The sequence below is a fragment of the Pseudomonas sp. R151218B TE3479 genome (assembly GCF_053629195.1).
The window spans coordinates 5,908,208-5,926,875 of record NZ_JBRJHV010000001.1 but is presented as its reverse complement, the minus strand read 5'-3'; the positions used below and the strand labels follow the sequence as shown (position 1 = coordinate 5,926,875).

Genomic DNA, 18,668 nt, shown 5'->3' with positions numbered 1-18,668 from the left:
GTAAATGGCCCGGTTCGTTAAGAAGTTTTCATGGAAAGCGCAACAATCCTGCAGGTCAGGCGTTGCGCGGCATTCGGTCGCAGGTGTTGTTCATGAAGAAGATTTCATGTTGCAGGGGTAATTCTCCATGAACACAAAACCTGTGGGAGCGAGCTTGCTCGCGATGGCGGTTTATCCGCGATAAAAATGCTGACTGACACACCGCTATCGCGAGCAAGCTCGCTCCCACAGAGGGTATGTGGTGGGCTTGAAATCCGGGCATTAAAAAGCCCCGCATTTGCGGGGCTTCTCGGTGTTCACTTCGATCAGCTGCCTTTTACAGCCTTGCCGTTGACCGTACCGTCCTGGAGCATGATGTTGTACTCCTTGCCGTCAGTCTCGACCTGTTGCAGGCGCACCAGCAGGTAGTCCCAGTCCTTGGCGAACCAGAGCACGGTGATGCGCTTGCTTTGTGTTGGGTCGCGTACGCGCTCGACCTTGATCGCATCGATCTGTCCGGCCTTGGTGTCGACCTTCTCCGAGCCCAGGACACGGAAGTCGTAGGTATCGACTTCGCCATCATCCACGACCTGATAGCTCATGCTTTTCTTGCCAGCCGCCACGTCATGCTGCAGGGCCAACTGGTACGTGGATTTATCGACCATGCCACGGTTGAGCGGCAGCTTGACCGCGTCACCGCGATCGGTGCCGGTGACCATCTTGGTGTTCCAGTCGAAGTCCAGGTCGGCCTTCTTGGCCTTGCCCAGGCCACCCCGTTCGAAGTGGTAGGACTGTGGCAGCAGGGTGTCCTTGTCCAGGGTCAGGGTGCTTTCTTCGGTCAGGCTGGCGATCATCATCGAAGCCTTGAAGCTCAGCTTCCAGGTGCCGTTGGCCTCCTTGGTCAGGTTGCGCTCGGCGGTGCCGCTCATGGGCAACTGTTTCCAGTCGGCGGTGTAGCTGGCGGAGAACGGTTGAAGTTCTGCGGCCTGTGCCAGGGGCAAGGCAAGCAGAGCGCAAGCGAAGAGCAGGGCGCGACGCATAAAATCTCCTAGTATCGAATCAAATGGCCGCTGGCGGCGAGTAACTGGCCGTCCAGTGAGGCACCGCGATCGTCGAGGGTCAGCCTTCCTTCGGCAAACCAACGCACGGCCATCGGGTAGATCTGGTGCTCGCGGGCGTGAACCCGTTGCGCCAGGCTTTGCGGCGTGTCGTGCAACTCTACCGGTATTACTGCCTGTACGACCAGTGGTCCGCCATCGAGTTCCTCGGTGACGAAGTGCACGGAGCAGCCGTGCTCCGTGTCTCCGGCCTCCAGCGCGCGCTGGTGAGTATGTAACCCTTTGTATTTGGGCAGCAGCGAGGGATGGATATTGAACAGGCGGCCTTGGTAGTGACGCACGAAGCCAGCGCTGAGGATGCGCATGAAGCCAGCGAGCACGACCAGTTGCGGATTGAAGGTGTCGATCTGTTCGATCAGCGCGGCGTCGAAGGCCTCGCGGCCCTCGAACGCCTTGTGATCCAGGACGCGGGTGTCGATGCCCGCGTCCCTGGCACGTTGCAGGCCGTAGGCATCGGCGCGGTTGGAAATCACCGCGCGGATACGGACCGGGCTGTCGCCGGTCCGCGTGCTATCGATCAAGGCCTGCAAGTTACTGCCGGTGCCGGACAGCAGCACCACCACGTCACAGGTTGCGGACATCAGTGTGCCTTAAGGTTTTTCAGCTCGACCTGTGCGGCGCCTTCGGCCGCGGTGGCGATCTGGCCGATGACCCAAGGCTGTTCGCCGGCTTCACGCAGGACGTTCAGGGCCGTCTCGACGTGCTCCTGGGCCACGCAGATGACCATGCCCACGCCGCAGTTCAGCACGCGGTGCATTTCGGTTTCATCGACATTGCCTTTCTCTTGCAGCCAGTCGAATACCGCCGGACGGGTCCAGCTCGCCACGTCGACCACGGCCTGGGCGCCTTTTGGCAGCACGCGCGGGATGTTGTCCAGCAGACCACCACCGGTGATGTGGGCCATGGCCTTGACGGCACCGGTGTCCTTGATCAGCTTGAGCAGCGGCTTGACGTAGATGCGGGTCGGGGCCATCAGCAGGTCGGCCAGTGGCTTGCCGTCGAGCTGGGTGTTTTCGATGTCGGCACCCGAGACTTCGATGATCTTGCGGATCAGCGAGTAGCCGTTGGAGTGCGGGCCGGAGGACGGCAGGGCGAGCAGGGCATCGCCAGCGGCGACTTTCGAGCCGTCGATGATTTCGGCTTTCTCCACGACGCCGACGCAGAAGCCGGCCAGGTCGTAGTCTTCGCCTTCGTACATGCCTGGCATTTCAGCGGTTTCGCCGCCGACCAGGGAGCAGCCGGACAGTTCGCAGCCGGCGCCAATGCCGGTCACGACCTGGGCGGCGGTGTCGACGTTCAGTTTGCCGGTGGCGTAGTAGTCAAGGAAGAACAGCGGCTCGGCACCGCACACCACCAGGTCGTTCACGCACATGGCCACCAGGTCGATGCCGATGCTGTCGTGCTTGTTCAGGTTCAAGGCCAGGCGCAGCTTGGTGCCGACGCCGTCGGTGCCCGAGACCAGAACCGGTTGCTTGTAGCCGGCCGGGATCTCGCAGAGGGCGCCGAAACCGCCCAGGCCGCCCATGACTTCCGGGCGCGCAGTGCGCTTGGCGACGCTCTTGATGCGTTCGACCAATGCTTCACCGGCGTCGATGTCTACACCGGCGTCCTTGTAGCTCAGGGAGGGTTGCTTGCTCATGATCCAGGCCTTTAGGGGGGATTTCTGGGTAACGACCGACCGCCAGGGCCATTGAATAACCGTTGTACGAATTATTCCGGGAGCCCAGCCATTGCCGGTCTGCGAAGGCGCGCGATTTTATCAGGCTTGAGGGGCAGCGGCCATCCTCGCGCCGACGGGCAGGGACATATCCGCGGAAAAAAACCGATATTTCTTATATTGGTACTGCGCAACGCCTCTGTATAAGGTGTAGCGGTAACCGGTTATGGTGATGACCGTGCGAAACTTCCACCGGGCATGTGAATGTTTTGCCGGGTGCTGTGGTCTCAGCCATGCTCAATCTTCTTCACACGGCCTGTTCCAGCCGTTATGTCCGGGAATCTTCCATGCGTTTGTTCAAATTCTTGTCCGTGGGCTGCTTGTCGCTGATCAGCCTGGCGAGCCATGCCGAAACCGTCAATGGCCTCTATCAAGTGCTCGAACCGGTCACCAGCCAGACGCCGGAGGAGCGTAACCAGGCGACGTTGCGCGCCCTGGATACGCTGGTGCTGCGCCTGACCGGCGATGCCAAGGCGGCCCAGAATCCCGGGTTGGCGGCCATCCGCCAGGATCCGCAACAGATCATTCTTCAATATGGCTACGACGCCGGCCCGCCGGAAAGCCTCAAGGTGGATTTCGACCCGGCGAGCACCGACCGGGCATTGCGCTCGGCAGGCTTGTCACTGTGGAGCGCGAACCGGCCATCGATCCTGGGCTGGTGGCTGAACGATTCGGCCGAGGGCTCCAGCCTGGTGGGCGATGGCCAAGCCAGCGCCACGCCGCTGCGGCGTGCCGCGCAGCATCGAGGCCTGGCTTTGCACCTGCCGCTGGCGGATTTGAGCGAGCAGATCGTCGCCACCGCGCCGAACCTGGAAGGCAGCGATCCGGCGCCTTTGCGCGATGCCTCGGAGCGCTACGCGACGGACGCCTTGCTGGCGGTCCATGCCAAGGAAGAGGGCGGGCAGTGGCACGGTACCTGGCGCCTGTGGTTGGGGGACCAGCGTGAGCAGGGCTCTGCCCAGGGCGCCGATCCTGCGACCCTGGCCGATGCGGTCATGCTCGCGGTGAGTCAACGCCTGGCGCCGCGCTTCGTCGCCAAGCCGGGTGTGGCCACAGAACAACTGCTGGAAGTGCAGGGCATGAACCTGGAGCGTTACGCGGCGCTGGGGCGTTTGCTCGAACCGTTCGCTGGGCAGTTGCAGCGGGTCGAAGGGGACCGGATCGTCTATCGGGTCAACGGCAGCGCCGAACAATTGAAGGCTCAGTTGGCCCTGGCAAAACTGCAGGAGGTGCCAGCCGGTGAGGCCATCGCGCCCGTGCCGGTCGCGCCGCCCGCCGCCGATGGCTCGGCCCCGGTGGCAGCGCCTGCGCCAGCACCGGCCGCCAATTTGCGGTTCCGCTGGTAGGTTGTCTTTCTTTATATAGCTAGGAGTGGTTCATGGGCGATACGCGGCGTTGGTTCTGGTTGGGTGGGGTTGCCCTGCTGTTCGCCCTTATCTATTTGCTGCATCCGATCCTCACACCGTTCCTGGTCGCGCTGCTGTTGGCCTATCTGTTCGATCCGGTGGTGGATCGCCTGGAAAAACTCGGCCTGGCGCGTACCTGGGGCGTGGTGGCGGTGTTTGCGCTATTCACACTGATTGTGAGCGCCCTGTTACTGGTGCTGATACCGATGCTCGCCAAGCAACTGGTGCGCCTGTATGAATTGGCGCCGCAGATGCTCGATTGGTTGCAGCACAGCGCGATGCCGTGGGTGCAGTCGAAATTGGGCTTGGCCGACGGTTTCTGGAAGTTCGACAAGGTCAAGGCCGCCATCAGCGAGCACATGGGCCAGACGACCGACATCGTTGGCGTGGTGTTGAGCCAGGCCACGGCCTCGGGCCTGGCGTTGATAGGTTGGCTGGCGAACTTGGTGCTGATTCCGGTGGTGGCTTTCTATCTGCTGCGGGACTGGGACCTGATGATGGCCAAGATCCGCAGCCTGCTGCCGCGTCAGCGCGAAGAACGCATCATGACCCTGACCGGCGAATGCCATGAAGTGTTGGGGGCGTTCGTGCGCGGGCAGTTGCTGGTGATGGTGGCCCTGGGTTTCATCTACGCGGCCGGCTTGATGCTGGTGGGGCTGGAGCTGGGGCTGTTGATCGGCTTGATCGCCGGGCTGGCGGCCATCGTGCCGTACATGGGCTTTGTGATTGGTATCGGTGCGGCGTTGATCGCCGGGTTGTTCCAGTTCGGCGGTGACTTGTACCCGATGGTCGGCATCGTGGCGGTGTTCATGGTCGGGCAGGCCCTGGAGGGCATGGTGCTGACGCCGCTGTTGGTGGGCGACCGCATTGGCCTGCATCCCGTGGCGGTGATCTTTGCGATTCTGGCCGGTGGCGAATTGTTCGGTTTCACCGGCATCCTGCTGGCGCTGCCAGTGGCGGCGGTGATCATGGTGCTGGTGCGGCATATGCACGATCTGTACAAGGATTCGGACATTTATAGCGGCGCTGAAGACCCCGATCTGTAGGGCGAATGACCGGCCAGGTGTCAGGGAAACTGACACCCAGCGCTCTTGTCGCTGCAAACCTTTGATTTTGCTCGTGGTCCGGCGCATTGTGCGGTCCGCGCCACGGGTATAAACTTTGCGCACTTTACACAGAGGCCACTAACGGTTCCTTGGGAACTGTTCAGTCAGCATGAAACCGATTCAGCTGCCCCTAGGTGTGCGTCTGCGTGATGACGCCACCTTTATCAACTACTACCCAGGCGCCAATGCCGCTGCACTCGGCTATGTCGAGCGGCTTTGCGAAGCCGACGCCGGCTGGACCGAAAGCCTGATCTATCTGTGGGGCAAGGACGGGGTAGGGCGCACGCACCTGTTGCAGGCCGCGTGCCTTCGGTTCGAGCAGTTGGGTGAACCTGCTGTTTACCTGCCGTTGGCCGAGTTGCTCGATCGCGGTGTTGAAATCCTCGACAACCTTGAACAGTACGAACTGGTCTGCCTGGACGATCTCCAGGCCGTGGCCGGCAAGGCTGACTGGGAAGAAGCGCTGTTTCATCTGTTCAATCGGCTGCGCGACAGCGGGCGGCGTTTGCTGATAGCCGCCTCGACGTCGCCTCGGGAGCTGCCGGTGAAACTGGCGGATCTCAAATCCCGTCTCACCCTGGCGCTGATTTTCCAGATGCGCCCGTTGTCCGACGAAGACAAACTCCGTGCCTTGCAACTGCGCGCTTCCCGACGTGGCCTGCACCTGACCGACGAAGTCGGGCATTTCATCCTCACCCGTGGCACCCGCAGCATGAGCGCATTGTTCGAGCTGCTCGAGCGCCTCGACCAAGCCTCGCTCCAGGCCCAGCGCAAGCTGACTATTCCTTTTTTGAAAGAAACTTTGGGCTGGTAGAACCGTTGTAAGTAGTGGCTCATGGCCTGTTCTGGGCGCGGCGAAACCCGCGGTCCTGCTGGGTTGCAGGCTGCGTGACGTTCAAAACGGGCTTAAGCGCTTAGATGTAAACGTAAAACCGAGAAGTCACATTTGCATCGATTGAATTTGCAAATGAGGTTGATAGAAGGCATAGTCTCGCCATCTTTACTACTTCAGCCACGGTCGTGCCCATGCTAAATCGCTTCGCACCCCTCGTGCCTCTCGCACTCGTTACCCTGTTGTTCGGTTGCGCTGCCCACTCTCCAGTGTCCCAGCAAGCGCCACAACCACAGGTCCAGAATTCCGTTACCGCCCAGTCTTCCTCCGTTGCGTTCCAGGAAGAAATGGCCTCCGACAAAGAGCTCGCAGCCTTCGCCGGCAGCAAGCCTTACCAGCTTCCAGTACTGGCCGACAGCATCCTGGAACGTGGCATGTCGTTGATCGGTACCCGCTACCGTTTTGGCGGTACTTCTGAAGCCGGCTTCGATTGCAGCGGTTTCATCGGTTACCTGTTCCGCGAAGAGGCTGGCATGAACCTGCCGCGCTCCACCCGCGAAATGATCAACGTGAACGCCCCACTGGTCGCGCGCAATCAGCTGGAGCCCGGTGACCTGCTGTTCTTCAGCACCAACGGTCGTCGCGGTCGTGTCAGCCATGCCGGTATCTACCTGGGCGACAACCAGTTCATCCATTCCAGCAGCCGCCGCAGCGGTGGCGTGCGGATCGACAGCCTGGGCGACAGCTACTGGAGCAAGACCTTCATCGAAGCCAAGCGCGCCCTCGCCATGGCACCAACTGTGGTCACTGCTCGCAAGTAAGCACACAGTTTGTAAGGCAAACTTAAAGTCTTACTTGAAGTTTGCCACATAGCCGCTAGAATCCTTGATCATTGATTGATGGCAATCCGCCTGCGCACTACGCAGGCGGATTTGTTTTCATGCCCACGGCAGAAAAGCCGCATCCAGATCAGGATTGTTCTGCATATGTCGACGTCGGCCCGCCTTGCGCTCATTTTCCTCGCCGCACTGCTCAGTGCGTGCGCCAGCCGTACCCCGCCGCCAGCACCTGTTGTGCGGGCCCCGGTGGTCTTTGCTCCCTCGCAATCTTTTTCGCCGGCCGCCGAAGACGTCCTGTTCCGGGCGCTGGGCCTGGTGGGGACGCCGTACCGCTGGGGCGGCAACACGCCCGATTCGGGCTTCGATTGCAGTGGCTTGATCGGTTATGTGTACCGCGACGCCGCCGGTATTTCCCTGCCGCGCTCCACGCGCGAGATGATCGGCATGCGCGCCCCGGATGTCGGCAAGAATGCCTTGCAGACCGGCGATTTGATTTTCTTCGCCACCAACGGCGGCTCTCAGGTCAGCCATGCCGGGATCTATGTCGGCGAAGGGCGCTTCGTCCACGCGCCGGCCACGGGCGGCACGGTCAAGCTCGACAGCCTGTCCAAGGCCTATTGGCAGAAGGCTTACCTGGGCGCCAAGCGTGTGTTGCAGCCGGAGCATTTGGCGCGTAATCCCTGACCCGGAGATTCAGACCAGCGCAAATCTGTGGCGAGGGGATTTATCCCCGCTGGGGTGCGAAGCAGCCCCAAAGATAGCGGCTTGGATGCGATCGGCCTGAAAATTCGAGATTTCAGGCTTTAGGGCTGCTTCGCAGCCCAACGGGGATAAATCCCCTCGCCACAAGGATAACGGTGTGACCGGTACTATTGACCCGACACCCGCCAAATCTTGTTCCCCACATCATCAGCCACCAACAAACCACCCTGCTTGTCGATCACCACGCCTACTGGGCGGCCCTGGGCTTTTTCGTCGGCATTCAGGAAGCCGGTCAGTACATCCACCGGTTGCCCCACGGGTTTGCCGCCGTTGAACGGTACGAAAATCACTTTATAGCCACTGTGGGGCTTACGGTTCCAGGAGCCGTGCTGACCGACGAAAGCCCCTTCGGTAAACGGTGCAGGCAAGGTGCTGCCTTCGGCGAAGGTCAGACCCAGTGAGGCGGTGTGGGGGCCGACGGCGTAGTCGGGGGCGATGGCCTTGGCCACCAGGGCCGGGTTCTGTGGTTGGACCCGGGCATCGACGTGCTGCCCGTAGTAGCTGTAGGGCCAGCCATAGAACGCGCCGTCCTTGACCGAGGTGATGTAGTCCGGCACCAGGTCGCTACCGATCTCGTCTCGTTCGTTCACCGCCGTCCACAGGGCCCCGCTACGGGGTTCCCAGGCCAGGCCGTTGGGGTTGCGCAGGCCTGAGGCGAAGATCCGGTGATTGCCGCTGGCACGGTCCACTTCCCAGATGGCGGCGCGACCTTCTTCGGCCTCCATGCCATTTTCCGCGACGTTGCTGTTCGAACCGGTGGTGACGTACAGCTTGCTGCCGTCACGGCTGGCGATCACGTTCTTTGTCCAGTGATGGTTGAGGGTGCCGCCCGGCAGGTCGATGACCTTGGTCGGCTGCGCCTTGATCTGTGTGTCACCGTCCTTGTACGGGAAGCGGATCAGTCGGTCGGTGTCGGCCACGTACAGGTCATTGCCCACCAGGGTCATGCCGAACGGCGAATTGAGGTTTTCCAGGAACACCGTACGAGTTTCGGCAATGCCATCGTGGTTGGCATCGCGTAATAGCGTGATGCGGTTGGGGCTGGGCACGCCGGCACCGGCGCGGCCCATGACCTTTTTCATCACCCAGCCACGGATGCCCTTGGAATCGTCCGGTTTGGGTGGGGCGTTGGTTTCGGCCACCAGCACATCGCCATTGGGTAGCACGTAAAGCCAGCGCGGATGATCCAGTCCTTCGGCGAACGCGGCCACTTGCAACCCCTGGGCCGGGGTCGGCTTGGCACCTTGTGGCCAGCCAATGGCTTCGGCGATGTTAACGGTGGGGACCAGCGTCTTGTTCGGTTCAGGCAGTTTCGGCGCGGGACCGGTGCCATCGGAAACCTGCAGGGTGGACGACTCGCCACAGGCGGCAAGTCCGGCGGCGAGGGCGACGATCAGGAGATGAGGTGGCTTGAGCATGCTGACTTCCCTATGAATGCATGAGGTTATTCATAGAGAAGCGCAGACGCACGGATGGTTCAAACTGCGCGCAAAACCTTGTGGGAGCGAGCTTGCTCGCGATGGCGGCATGACAGTCAAGACTGATGTTGCCAGGTGCGCCGCTATCGCGAGCAAGCTCGCTCCCACAGTAATGAGTCAGCCATGGGCCTGTTTGAACAGCACGGCAATGCCTGGATGGTATTGGCCGGCCTCGTTGCGCAACTTGCGATAGGCGTATGGGAAGTACCAGGCCACGGCGCAGGTGTTTTCCTTCTGCAAGTCGTCGATCATGTCCTGCAGCTCTTCGGGCGTGGCGCTTTGCTGGGCTTTTTGCGGCGAGACGAACAGGCAGCCCAGTTTCAGGTCGCTGGCGTAGCTGATGCGCTTGGCATCGCTGGTGGCTTCCGACAGTGGTTGGGTCAGGTTCAGGTTGTTGACCTTGGGCCAGCGTTGGGTGGCCTGGATGAAGGCACGCTCCTCGGTGCTGGCGATGAACAGATCGGCGCTGACGTTGCGTTCGCCTTCCTCATTCTGCTTGCGGGTCGGCGCGTTCTGCAGCGTGACCATCTCGGCCATCCAGGCGGCGGCCGACAGCAAGCTGAGATTGGCTCGTTCATCGAACCAATAGGGGGTGTCGTTATCGCCGCGAACCGCGTTGTAGCGGTCGATACAATCAAACCAACGTTCCAGCACCGGGCGCAGGAACTCCAGTTTTGGATTGCTGATGAGCATGCCTTGCATGTTTTGCCCTCTTGTTCTTGTGATATCGGGTCGTAATGTCGCTTTGATATCACTTGTCGCAGAATCACACAAGATTGGCGTCATTTAATTGATCGGCGCCAATGAGCGCCTCGACAGGCGGCTTTAATTGACGCTCCACCCCCAACCCTCTAACCTTCGCCGCTTGTTTCAGGTGCTCTGTGGCCGCTTGGCCGACAGAGTGAAACAGGGAAGCCGGTGAGTGCATACGAGCCCGGCGCTGCCCCCGCAACGGTAAATGAGTCAACGCTGTGCCTAAGCCACTGTGTCGCATGACATGGGAAGGCGCGCAGCCAGGCGTCACGCCGCTCATGAGCCCGGAGACCGGCCTGATTCATCCAACGGCATCACGGTGGGCGATGCCAGGCTTGTTGCCGTCTTTTTTTGTGCCCCGCCCGCCGTTATCCAATCCCAACGGAGAGCTCCCCATGACCGACACCCCTGATCGCGACGAACGCCACCTGGCGCGCATGCAGCGCAAGAAAGCCGTGATCGACGAGCGCATCGCCAACTCGCCGAATGAATGCGGCTTGCTGTTGGTGCTGACCGGTAACGGCAAGGGCAAGAGCAGCTCGGCGTTCGGCATGCTGGCACGGTCCATGGGCCATGGCCTGCAATGCGGTGTGGTGCAGTTCATCAAGGGGCGCAACAGCACCGGTGAAGAGCTGTTTTTCCGCCGCTTCCCGGAGCAGGTGCGTTTTCATGTCATGGGCGAAGGTTTCACCTGGGAAACCCAGGACCGCCAGCGCGACATCGCCGCCGCCGAAGCCGCCTGGGCCGTATCGCGTCAGTTGCTCAGCGATCCATCCATCGGCCTGGTGGTGCTCGACGAATTGAATATCGCCCTCAAGCACGGTTACCTCGACCTCGATCAGGTGCTCAGCGATCTGCAGGCGCGTCCACCGATGCAGCATGTGGTGGTGACCGGTCGCGGCGCCAAGCCGGAGATGATCGAGCTGGCCGACACCGTGACGGAAATGGGCATGATCAAGCACGCGTTCCAGGCGGGTATCAAGGCGCAGAAAGGCGTCGAACTGTGAGCGATGTGGCCGTGCCCCGCCATTGTCCGGCAGTATTGATCGCAGCGCCGGCCTCGGGGCAAGGCAAGACCACCGTCACCGCGGCGCTGGCCCGCTTGCATCGCAACCAGGGGCGCAAGGTGCGCGTCTTCAAGTGCGGCCCGGACTTTTTGGACCCGATGATCCTCGAGCGGGCCAGTGGTGCGCCGGTTTATCAATTGGACATGTGGATGGTCGGCGAGCAGGAAAGTCGCCGGCTGTTGTGGGAAGCCGCCGCCGAAGCGGACCTGATCCTGATCGAAGGGGTGATGGGGCTGTTCGACGGCACCCCGTCCAGCGCCGATCTGGCGAGGCATTTTGGCGTACCGGTGCTGGCGGTGATCGACGGCACGGCCATGGCCCAGACCTTCGGCGCCTTGGCCCTGGGCCTGGCCCGTTATCAACCGGACCTGCCATTCGCCGGGGTCTTGGCGAACCGGGTCGGCACCTTGCGTCACGCGCAATTGCTCGAAGGCAGCCTGACCGAAGGCCTGCGTTGGTACGGCGCGCTGTCCCGGGAAACCGGCATCGAATTGCCAAGCCGTCATCTCGGGTTGGTCCAGGCCAGTGAATTGAACGATCTCGACCTGCGCCTCGACGCGGCGGCCGATGCCTTGGCCGGTAGTTGCGAAGTGGCGCTGCCGCCAGCGGTCGAATTCGCCGCACCCGAGGTGATCAATCCGCCGCCGTGGCTCGACGGTGTGCGCATCGCCGTGGCCCGTGACGAAGCGTTCGCCTTCACCTATGGCGCAAGCCTTGATCTGCTGCGGGCCATGGGTGCGCAGTTGAGCTTTTTTTCACCGATCCATGACACCGAACTGCCCGAGGCGGACAGTCTTTATCTGCCTGGCGGTTATCCGGAGCTGCACCACGTTGCGCTGGCCCGGAATACGTCGATGCTGGCCGCGATCCGTGCCCACCACGCAGCCGGCAAACCGTTACTCGCCGAATGCGGCGGCATGTTGTACCTGCTCGATTCATTGACCGATGTCGACGGCGTGCGCGCCGAACTGCTGGGTTTGCTGGCCGGCGATGCGCAGATGCAAAAGCGCCTGGCGGCCCTGGCGCTGCAGTCGGTGGATTTGCCGGAAGGCAACCTGCGTGGGCACACCTACCATCATTCCCTGACCAGCACCGAGGTTGAACCGATTGCCCGTGGCCATAGCCCCAATGGTGGGCGAGGGGCGGAGGCGGTTTTCCGGCAGGGGCGGATGACGGCTTCCTATGTACACTTTTATTTCCCGTCGAATCCGCCGGCGATCGCCGCGTTGTTTGCGCCTGACCTTGAGGCCGCCTTCGCGAGCAAGCCCGCTTCCACATTTGATCACCTGAACCCTGTGGGAGCGGGCTTGCTCGCGAAGAGGCCATGACCGACAACGCTTTCTCCCAGACCGAACGCGACGCCATCTACCGCGCCATCGCTGAACGCCGTGACATGCGCCACTTCAGCGGCGGCACGGTCGAACCGGCGTTGCTGCGCCGTCTGCTGGAAGCCGCGCACCAGGCCCCGAGCGTCGGCCTGATGCAGCCGTGGCGATTCATCCGCATCAGCGACCGCGCCTTGCGTGGGCAGATCCGCCAACTGGTGGAGCAGGAACGCATTCGCACCGCGCAGGCCCTGGGCGAGCGCAGCGATGAGTTCATGACGCTCAAGGTCGAAGGCATCGACGATTGTGCCGAAGTGCTGGTGGCGGCATTGATGGAGGATCGCGAGCGGCATATCTTCGGTCGTCGGACCTTGCCGGAAATGGACCTGGCCTCGCTGTCCTGCGCCATCCAGAACCTGTGGCTGGCCTCCCGCGCCGAGGGGCTGGGGATGGGCTGGGTGTCATTGTTCGAACCTCAGGCCCTGGCCGACCTGCTGGGCCTGCCCGCCGGGGCCAAGCCGCTGGCGATCCTTTGCCTGGGCCCGGTGGAGGGGTTTTACCCGGCGCCGATGCTCGCCCTGGAAGGTTGGGCGCAACCGCGTCCGCTCAATGAACTGCTGTATGAAAACCGTTGGGGAGTGAGTCCATGAGCGTGGCGTTGCTCAGTGCTGCCGCGGTGGCGCTGGATGCGCTGTTGGGCGAGCCCCGGCGCTGGCATCCGTTGGTGGCGTTCGGTGGCTTTGCCGATCGCATCGAACAACGTTTCAACTCAGGCGGACGTGGCTGGCGCAGCCACGGGGTGACGGCTTGGGTGATCGCCGTGGTGCCATTGACCTTGCTCGCCACGGCGCTGTCCTGGGCGCCGATGGTGGGCTGGTTGGTGGAGATCCTGGCGTTGTACTGTGCCCTCGGTCTGCGCAGCCTCGGCGAGCATGTCGAGCCGGTGGCGCGGGCATTGCGCAGCGGTGATCTGGAGCAGGCGCGCCAGCGCGTCGGCTACCTGGTCAGTCGCGAGACGGCTGAACTGGATGAAACCGCCGTGGCCCGCGCCGCCACCGAGTCTGTGCTGGAGAACGGCAGCGACGCGGTGTTCGCCGCGCTGTTCTGGTTCGCCGTGGCTGGCGCGCCAGGTGTGGTGCTGTACCGCCTGAGCAATACCCTCGACGCCATGTGGGGCTATCGCAACGAACGCTTCGAGCGCTTCGGCTGGGCGGCGGCCAAGATCGACGATGTGCTCAACTACCTTCCGGCGCGCCTGGTGGCGTTGACCTACGCGCTGCTCGGCAAAACCCGCCTGGCACTCAAGTGCTGGCGCACCCAGGGCCCGACCTGGGACAGCCCCAACGCCGGGCCGGTGATGGCCGCCGGGGCCGGAGCGCTGGGTGTCGAGCTGGGCGGGGCGGCGGTTTACCACGGCGAACTGCACCAACGTCCGCCCTTGGGCGAAGGCGTGCCGGCGAGTGCCGACTCCATTGATCGCGGCTGGCAATTGGTCCAGCGCGGGGTATGGTTGTGGTTGCTGATTCTCTGCCTGGGAGCTGAGTTCTATGCTTGAGCACGGCGGGCGCTTGCGCAACGCAGCCCGGCAATACGGCATTGCCGAAGCCGATTGGCTCGACTTGTCCAGCGGCCTCGCGCCTTGGCCGTTCGACGTTCCGGCGATTCCCCTGCGGGCTTGGGCGCGCCTGCCGGAAACCGATGATGGCTTGGAGCAGGCCGCCTGCGATTACTACGGTGCGTTGAATGTGCTGCCGGTGGCCGGTTCGCAGATGGCCATCCAGCTGTTGCCGCGCCTGCGTCGCAGCGGCAAGGTCGGCGTCTTGTCGCCGTGTTACGCCGAGCACGCCGAAGCCTGGCGCCGCAGCGGCTATATCGTGCGCGAAGTGCTGGAGGCGGAAGTGGATTTCTTCCTCGACAGCCTCGACGTGCTGGTGGTGGTCAATCCGAACAACCCCACGGGCCTGAGCCTGGCGCCCGAGCGTTTGCTGGATTGGCATGCCCGCCTGGCCCAGCGCGGTGGCTGGTTGGTGGTGGATGAAGCGTTCATGGACGTCACACCGGCGCTGAGCCTGGCGGCGTACACCCATCTGGTCGGGCTGATTGTCCTGCGTTCGTTCGGCAAGTTCTTTGGCTTGGCCGGGGTTCGCCTGGGCTTTGTATTGGCCGAACGCCGCTTGCTCAAGTTGCTCGCCGAACAGGTCGGGCCGTGGGCCGTCAGCGGGCCGACCCGGGTGCTGGGCCAGGCGTGCCTGCTGGACAGCGCTGCCCACGCAGACCAGCGTCAACGCTGCGAAGCCACCAGCCAACGCCTGGCGTTGTTGCTCGAACGCCACGGCTTCAAGCCGCAGGGCGGCTGCGGATTGTTCCAATGGCTGGTCACCGAACGTGCCCAGGGGCTTCACGATTTCATGGCCCATCGCGGCATTCTCCTGCGCCTGTTCGTGAACACCAGCAGCCTGCGTTTCGGGCTACCGGCTGACGACAGCGAATTCCTGCGCCTCGAACAAGCCTTCGAGGCCTACGCCAAGGACAACCCATGACCACAGTGATGGTGCAGGGCACCACCTCCGATGCCGGCAAAAGTACCCTGGTCACGGCCTTGTGCCGCTGGGTCAAGCGCCAGGGCGTGGGTGTGGTGCCTTTCAAGCCGCAGAACATGGCCCTCAACAGTGCCGTGACGGCCGACGGCGGCGAAATCGGTCGGGCCCAGGCGGTGCAAGCCCAGGCGGCGGGGCTCGAACCGCACACCGACATGAACCCGGTGCTGCTCAAGCCCAACAGCGACACCGGCGCCCAGGTGATCATCCACGGTCGCGCCGTCACCACCATGAACGCCGTGGCTTATCACGATTACAAAGCGATCGCGATGCAAGCGGTGCTGGCCTCTCACGCGCGCTTGAGCGCGGCCTATCCGGTGGTGATGGTGGAGGGCGCCGGCTCGCCGGCGGAGATCAACCTGCGCGCCGGTGACATCGCCAACATGGGCTTTGCCGAGGCGGTGGACTGCCCGGTGCTGCTGATCGCCGATATCAATCGCGGCGGGGTGTTCGCCCATCTGGTCGGCACGCTGGAGTTGCTTTCCCCCAGCGAGCAGGCGCGAGTGAAGGGCTTCATCATCAACCGTTTTCGTGGCGACATCGCCTTGCTGCAACCGGGCCTGGACTGGCTGGAAGCGCGCACTGGCAAACCGGTGATCGGCGTGTTGCCGTACGTCATGGATCTGCACCTGGAAGCCGAGGATGGCCTTGATCAGCGTCAGATCGACAAGGCCGAGCAAGTGCTGAAAGTGGTGGTGCCGGTCTTGCCGCGCATCAGCAACCACACCGATTTCGATCCGTTGCGCCTGCACCCACAGGTCGACCTGCAATTCGTCGGCCCCGGCCAGCCCATCCCGCCGGCCGACCTGATCATCCTGCCCGGCTCGAAAAGCGTGCGCAGCGACCTGGCCTACCTGCGCGCCAACGGCTGGGCAACGGCGATCGATCGTCACCTGCGTTACGGCGGAAAAGTGCTGGGCATCTGCGGCGGTTTGCAGATGCTTGGCCAGCAGGTCCACGACCCGCTGGGGCTGGAAGGTGCGGCGGGCTCCAGTGCCGGACTGGGGTTGCTGGACTTCGAAACGACCCTGGAACACGAGAAGCAACTGCGCAATGTGCGCGGGCGACTGGCCTTGGAAGCGGCCGAGGTCAGCGGCTATGAGATCCACGCGGGCGTGACCACTGGCCCGGCCCTGGAACAGGCTGCGGTGCGTCTGGAGGATGGCCGTTGCGACGGTGCCCAGAGCCGCGATGGGCAAATTTTCGCCACCTACCTGCACGGGCTGTTCGAGTCGCCCCAGGCCAGCAGCGCGTTGTTGCGTTGGGCTGGGTTGGCGGATGTGCAAACGGTGGATTACCACGGCTTGCGCGAGCGGGACATCGAGCGGTTGGCGGATCTGGTGGAGCGGCATCTGGATACTGGATTGTTGCGTGAGCTTTGTGGGATTTGAGGTGGCTGGGCTGGCCTCATCGCGAGCAAGCTCGCTCCCACATTGGATTTGTGATGACCACAGAATTTATGTACACCCCAGATCAATTGTGGGAGCGAGCTTGCTCGCGATGGCGCCAGTCGCCACACCGCCAAATAAAGGTTAATGACCCATGCTGCAACTGATCCTCGGCGGCGCCCGCTCCGGCAAGAGTCGCCTGGCTGAAAAACTCGCGGCGGACACCGGCTTGCCAGTGACCTACATCGCCACCAGCCAACCCCTGGACGGTGAAATGAACGATCGTGTCGCCCAGCACCGCGCCCGGCGGCCGGCCGAATGGGCGCTGGTGGAGGAGCCCTTGGCCCTGGCCCGGGTGCTGCGGGAAAACGCTGCCCCCGGGCAATGCTTGCTGGTGGATTGCCTGACCCTGTGGCTGACCAACCTTCTGATGCTCGACGCTCCCGAGCAGCTGAACGCCGAGCGCCAAGCGCTGCTGGACAGTCTGGCCGCGCTGCCCGGGGAGATCATTTTTGTCAGCAACGAGACTGGCATGGGTGTCGTGCCGCTGGGTGAGTTGACTCGCCGTTACGTCGATGAAGCCGGTTGGCTGCATCAAGCCTTGGCCGAACGTTGTCAGCGCGTCGTGCTGACCGTCGCGGGCCTGCCCCTGACTCTCAAAGGTACTGCGTTATGAATCATCGCTGGTGGCTGGACCCGTGCAAGCCCGTCGATAACCAAGCGCTGGAACTGGCCGCGGCCCGTCAGCAACAACTGACCAAGCCGGCCGGTTCCCTGGGGCGGCTGGAGTCGGTGGCGGTGCAACTGGCGGGTCTGCAAGGGCAGCTCAAACCGGGCCTGGACCGGTTGTGGATCGCGATTTTCGCCGGCGACCATGGCGTGGTCGCAGAAGGCGTATCGGCTTATCCCCAGGAGGTCACCGGGCAAATGCTGCTCAATTTCGTCAGCGGCGGCGCGGCCATCAGCGTCCTGGCGCGACAACTGGGCGCCTCCCTGGAAGTGGTCGACCTGGGCACCGTCACGCCTGCGCTGGACCTGCCCGGTGTGCGGCACCTGAACCTCGGGCCGGGCACGGCGAATTTCGCCCAGGGCCCGGCAATGACCGTGAAACAGGGCGAGCAAGCCCTGCAAGCCGGGCGCGACAGCGTCGCCCGCGCCATCGCGGCCGGGACGCAATTGTTCATCGGCGGCGAGATGGGCATCGGCAACACCACCGCCGCCAGCGCCCTGGCCTGTGCTTTGCTCGATTGCCCGGTGGCGCATCTGGTCGGGCCGGGCACGGGGTTGGACGCCGCGGGTGTCAGCCGCAAGGCCCAAGTGATCGAACGGGCCCTGGCGTTGCACGCTGCCCAGGGTAACGACCCGTTGCAGACCCTGTTCAACCTCGGCGGTTTTGAAATCGCCGCGTTGGTCGGTGCATACCTGGCCTGTGCCCAGCAAGGCATCGCCGTGCTGGTGGATGGCTTCATCTGCAGCGTCGCGGCCCTGGTGGCGGTGCGCCTCAATCCGACGTGCCGGCCGTGGTTGCTGTTCGCCCATCGCGGCGCCGAACCGGGCCATCGTCACGTGCTGGAAACCCTCGGTGCCGAACCGTTGCTGGATCTCGGCCTGCGCCTGGGCGAGGGCAGTGGCGCGGCGTTGGCGGTGCCGCTGTTGCGCCTGGCGTGTGATCTGCACGGGCAGATGGCGACGTTTGCCGAAGCGGCCGTGGCGGACCGCCCGGCATGACCTTGCGCCTGGACCTGCTGCGTCACGGCGAAACCGAACTGGGTGGCGGCTTGCGCGGCAGCCTCGACGATGCCTTGACGGCCAGGGGCTGGGAGCAGATGCACGGGGCTGTCATAGAGGGCGGGCCTTGGGATCGGCTGGTGAGTTCACCGTTGCAACGTTGCGCCCGTTTCGCCGAGCAACTCGGCGCCCGGCTCGACCTGCCGGTGCATTTGGACAAAGACCTGCAAGAGCTGCACTTCGGCGCCTGGGAAGGTCGCAGCGCAGCGGCCTTGATGGAGACCGACGCCGAGGCGCTGGGTCGGTTCTGGGCCGACCCTTACAGCTTCACACCGCCCGACGGCGAGCCAGTGCTGGAATTTTCCAGACGGGTTCTGGCGGCGGTGGGACGTTTGCACGCGGCCTATGCTGGCCAGCGTATCTTGCTGGTCAGCCACGGCGGCGTGATGCGCTTGTTGCTGGCCCAGGCCCGCGGCCTGCCACGGGAGCAGTTGCTCAATGTCGAAGTCGGCCATGGCGCACTGTTCTCCCTGACCGTGTCGGCAGGTTCAGTGCTCGAAGAGGCGGATTGAC

19 protein-coding genes and 1 riboswitch are annotated in these 18,668 nt (G+C 63.2%); of the genes, 14 read left to right on the top strand and 5 right to left on the bottom strand.

Annotated features, from left to right (window positions below; translation table 11 throughout):
• Window positions 1–305: 305 nt before the first annotated feature.
• From AB7M32_RS25790 to purM, 3 genes are read right to left on the bottom strand one after another with little or no spacing between them, the layout of a single operon-like run.
• Complete coding sequence (locus AB7M32_RS25790) at window positions 306–1,019, bottom strand: DUF3108 domain-containing protein (RefSeq protein ID WP_060741064.1); 714 nt, start codon at window positions 1,017–1,019, stop codon at window positions 306–308.
• An 8-nt stretch (window positions 1,020–1,027) separates the two neighbouring features.
• Entirely contained in the window at window positions 1,028–1,678 is a 651-nt protein-coding gene (gene purN, locus AB7M32_RS25785) for a phosphoribosylglycinamide formyltransferase (protein ID WP_060741065.1), read from the bottom strand.
• Window positions 1,678–2,736: a phosphoribosylformylglycinamidine cyclo-ligase gene (gene purM, locus AB7M32_RS25780; protein WP_003204658.1), complete on the bottom strand. Its 1,059-nt coding sequence runs from the start codon at window positions 2,734–2,736 to the stop codon at window positions 1,678–1,680. Before purM ends, purN begins: the two co-directional genes overlap by 1 nt.
• A gap of 365 nt (window positions 2,737–3,101) precedes the next feature.
• Here purM and AB7M32_RS25775 point away from each other — a divergent pair, with 365 nt between their 5' ends.
• The 5 genes from AB7M32_RS25775 (at window position 3,102) to AB7M32_RS25755 (ending at window position 7,681) form a co-directional block, all read left to right on the top strand.
• A complete protein-coding gene (locus AB7M32_RS25775; RefSeq protein ID WP_454251791.1) occupies window positions 3,102–4,160 on the top strand; it encodes a DUF2066 domain-containing protein in 1,059 nt (352 codons plus the stop codon).
• 32 nt (window positions 4,161–4,192) lie between these two features.
• Window positions 4,193–5,266 (top strand): AI-2E family transporter, encoded by a 1,074-nt coding sequence (locus AB7M32_RS25770; RefSeq protein ID WP_454251790.1) that lies wholly within the window; start codon window positions 4,193–4,195, stop codon window positions 5,264–5,266.
• A 169-nt stretch (window positions 5,267–5,435) separates the two neighbouring features.
• Window positions 5,436–6,140: a DnaA regulatory inactivator Hda gene (hda, locus tag AB7M32_RS25765; protein ID WP_003178999.1), complete on the top strand. Its 705-nt coding sequence runs from the start codon at window positions 5,436–5,438 to the stop codon at window positions 6,138–6,140.
• A 212-nt stretch (window positions 6,141–6,352) separates the two neighbouring features.
• Entirely contained in the window at window positions 6,353–6,979 is a 627-nt protein-coding gene (locus AB7M32_RS25760; protein ID WP_072411813.1) for a C40 family peptidase, read from the top strand.
• Window positions 6,980–7,144: 165 nt separating this feature from the next.
• The gene (locus tag AB7M32_RS25755) at window positions 7,145–7,681 is read left to right on the top strand and encodes a C40 family peptidase (RefSeq protein ID WP_060741070.1); all 537 of its coding nucleotides are present in this window, start codon (window positions 7,145–7,147) and stop codon (window positions 7,679–7,681) included.
• 185 nt (window positions 7,682–7,866) lie between these two features.
• Here the strand turns inward: AB7M32_RS25755 and AB7M32_RS25750 are convergent, their stop codons facing one another.
• Both AB7M32_RS25750 and AB7M32_RS25745 read right to left on the bottom strand, forming a co-directional pair.
• Window positions 7,867–9,177 (bottom strand): PQQ-dependent sugar dehydrogenase, encoded by a 1,311-nt coding sequence (locus tag AB7M32_RS25750; protein ID WP_454251789.1) that lies wholly within the window; start codon window positions 9,175–9,177, stop codon window positions 7,867–7,869.
• 177 nt (window positions 9,178–9,354) lie between these two features.
• Window positions 9,355–9,939: a hypothetical protein gene (locus tag AB7M32_RS25745; RefSeq protein ID WP_072411807.1), complete on the bottom strand. Its 585-nt coding sequence runs from the start codon at window positions 9,937–9,939 to the stop codon at window positions 9,355–9,357.
• A gap of 153 nt (window positions 9,940–10,092) precedes the next feature.
• Window positions 10,093–10,304: riboswitch (cobalamin riboswitch) on the top strand.
• An 81-nt stretch (window positions 10,305–10,385) separates the two neighbouring features.
• On the opposite strand from AB7M32_RS25745, the gene cobO reads away from it, so the two are divergent.
• The 9 genes from cobO (at window position 10,386) to cobC (ending at window position 18,667) form a co-directional block, all read left to right on the top strand.
• Window positions 10,386–10,997, top strand: coding sequence for a cob(I)yrinic acid a,c-diamide adenosyltransferase (cobO, locus tag AB7M32_RS25740; protein ID WP_454251788.1), 612 nt, complete (start codon window positions 10,386–10,388; stop codon window positions 10,995–10,997).
• 5 nt (window positions 10,998–11,002) lie between these two features.
• Window positions 11,003–12,385 (top strand): cobyrinate a,c-diamide synthase, encoded by a 1,383-nt coding sequence (locus AB7M32_RS25735; protein ID WP_454252201.1) that lies wholly within the window; start codon window positions 11,003–11,005, stop codon window positions 12,383–12,385.
• Window positions 12,382–13,032, top strand: a complete 651-nt coding sequence (gene bluB, locus AB7M32_RS25730; protein WP_158456151.1) for a 5,6-dimethylbenzimidazole synthase — start codon at window positions 12,382–12,384, stop codon at window positions 13,030–13,032. Before AB7M32_RS25735 ends, bluB begins: the two co-directional genes overlap by 4 nt.
• Window positions 13,029–13,937, top strand: a complete 909-nt coding sequence (gene cbiB, locus AB7M32_RS25725) for an adenosylcobinamide-phosphate synthase CbiB (RefSeq protein ID WP_454251787.1) — start codon at window positions 13,029–13,031, stop codon at window positions 13,935–13,937. The genes bluB and cbiB overlap by 4 nt, the downstream gene beginning before the upstream one ends.
• Window positions 13,930–14,922: a threonine-phosphate decarboxylase CobD gene (gene cobD, locus AB7M32_RS25720; protein WP_454251786.1), complete on the top strand. Its 993-nt coding sequence runs from the start codon at window positions 13,930–13,932 to the stop codon at window positions 14,920–14,922. The genes cbiB and cobD overlap by 8 nt, the downstream gene beginning before the upstream one ends.
• Window positions 14,919–16,370, top strand: coding sequence for a cobyric acid synthase (locus tag AB7M32_RS25715; protein ID WP_454251785.1), 1,452 nt, complete (start codon window positions 14,919–14,921; stop codon window positions 16,368–16,370). Before cobD ends, AB7M32_RS25715 begins: the two co-directional genes overlap by 4 nt.
• 151 nt (window positions 16,371–16,521) lie before the next feature.
• A complete protein-coding gene (gene cobU / locus AB7M32_RS25710) occupies window positions 16,522–17,043 on the top strand; it encodes a bifunctional adenosylcobinamide kinase/adenosylcobinamide-phosphate guanylyltransferase (protein WP_092204060.1) in 522 nt (173 codons plus the stop codon).
• A complete protein-coding gene (gene cobT, locus AB7M32_RS25705; RefSeq protein WP_454251784.1) occupies window positions 17,040–18,095 on the top strand; it encodes a nicotinate-nucleotide--dimethylbenzimidazole phosphoribosyltransferase in 1,056 nt (351 codons plus the stop codon). The genes cobU and cobT overlap by 4 nt, the downstream gene beginning before the upstream one ends.
• Window positions 18,092–18,667 carry an alpha-ribazole phosphatase family protein gene (cobC, locus tag AB7M32_RS25700; RefSeq protein WP_454251783.1) on the top strand — a complete coding sequence of 192 codons (576 nt, stop codon included), beginning with the start codon at window positions 18,092–18,094 and terminating at the stop codon, window positions 18,665–18,667. The genes cobT and cobC overlap by 4 nt, the downstream gene beginning before the upstream one ends.
• Window position 18,668 lies beyond the last annotated feature (1 nt).

Excerpts from the sequence above, each read along its gene's own strand:
- AB7M32_RS25790 (WP_060741064.1), bottom strand. The coding sequence starts at position 1,019 with ATGCGTCGCGCCCTGCTCTTCGCTTGCGCTCTGCTTGCCTTGCCCCTG.
- purN (WP_060741065.1), bottom strand. The coding sequence starts at position 1,678 with ATGTCCGCAACCTGTGACGTGGTGGTGCTGCTGTCCGGCACCGGCAGT.
- purM (WP_003204658.1), bottom strand. The coding sequence starts at position 2,736 with ATGAGCAAGCAACCCTCCCTGAGCTACAAGGACGCCGGTGTAGACATC.
- AB7M32_RS25775 (WP_454251791.1), top strand. The coding sequence starts at position 3,102 with ATGCGTTTGTTCAAATTCTTGTCCGTGGGCTGCTTGTCGCTGATCAGC.
- AB7M32_RS25770 (WP_454251790.1), top strand. The coding sequence starts at position 4,193 with ATGGGCGATACGCGGCGTTGGTTCTGGTTGGGTGGGGTTGCCCTGCTG.
- hda (WP_003178999.1), top strand. The coding sequence starts at position 5,436 with ATGAAACCGATTCAGCTGCCCCTAGGTGTGCGTCTGCGTGATGACGCC.
- AB7M32_RS25760 (WP_072411813.1), top strand. The coding sequence starts at position 6,353 with ATGCTAAATCGCTTCGCACCCCTCGTGCCTCTCGCACTCGTTACCCTG.
- AB7M32_RS25755 (WP_060741070.1), top strand. The coding sequence starts at position 7,145 with ATGTCGACGTCGGCCCGCCTTGCGCTCATTTTCCTCGCCGCACTGCTC.
- AB7M32_RS25750 (WP_454251789.1), bottom strand. The coding sequence starts at position 9,177 with ATGCTCAAGCCACCTCATCTCCTGATCGTCGCCCTCGCCGCCGGACTT.
- AB7M32_RS25745 (WP_072411807.1), bottom strand. The coding sequence starts at position 9,939 with ATGCAAGGCATGCTCATCAGCAATCCAAAACTGGAGTTCCTGCGCCCG.
- cobO (WP_454251788.1), top strand. The coding sequence starts at position 10,386 with ATGACCGACACCCCTGATCGCGACGAACGCCACCTGGCGCGCATGCAG.
- bluB (WP_158456151.1), top strand. The coding sequence starts at position 12,382 with ATGACCGACAACGCTTTCTCCCAGACCGAACGCGACGCCATCTACCGC.
- cbiB (WP_454251787.1), top strand. The coding sequence starts at position 13,029 with ATGAGCGTGGCGTTGCTCAGTGCTGCCGCGGTGGCGCTGGATGCGCTG.
- cobD (WP_454251786.1), top strand. The coding sequence starts at position 13,930 with ATGCTTGAGCACGGCGGGCGCTTGCGCAACGCAGCCCGGCAATACGGC.
- AB7M32_RS25715 (WP_454251785.1), top strand. The coding sequence starts at position 14,919 with ATGACCACAGTGATGGTGCAGGGCACCACCTCCGATGCCGGCAAAAGT.
- cobU (WP_092204060.1), top strand. The coding sequence starts at position 16,522 with ATGCTGCAACTGATCCTCGGCGGCGCCCGCTCCGGCAAGAGTCGCCTG.
- cobT (WP_454251784.1), top strand. The coding sequence starts at position 17,040 with ATGAATCATCGCTGGTGGCTGGACCCGTGCAAGCCCGTCGATAACCAA.
- cobC (WP_454251783.1), top strand. The coding sequence starts at position 18,092 with ATGACCTTGCGCCTGGACCTGCTGCGTCACGGCGAAACCGAACTGGGT.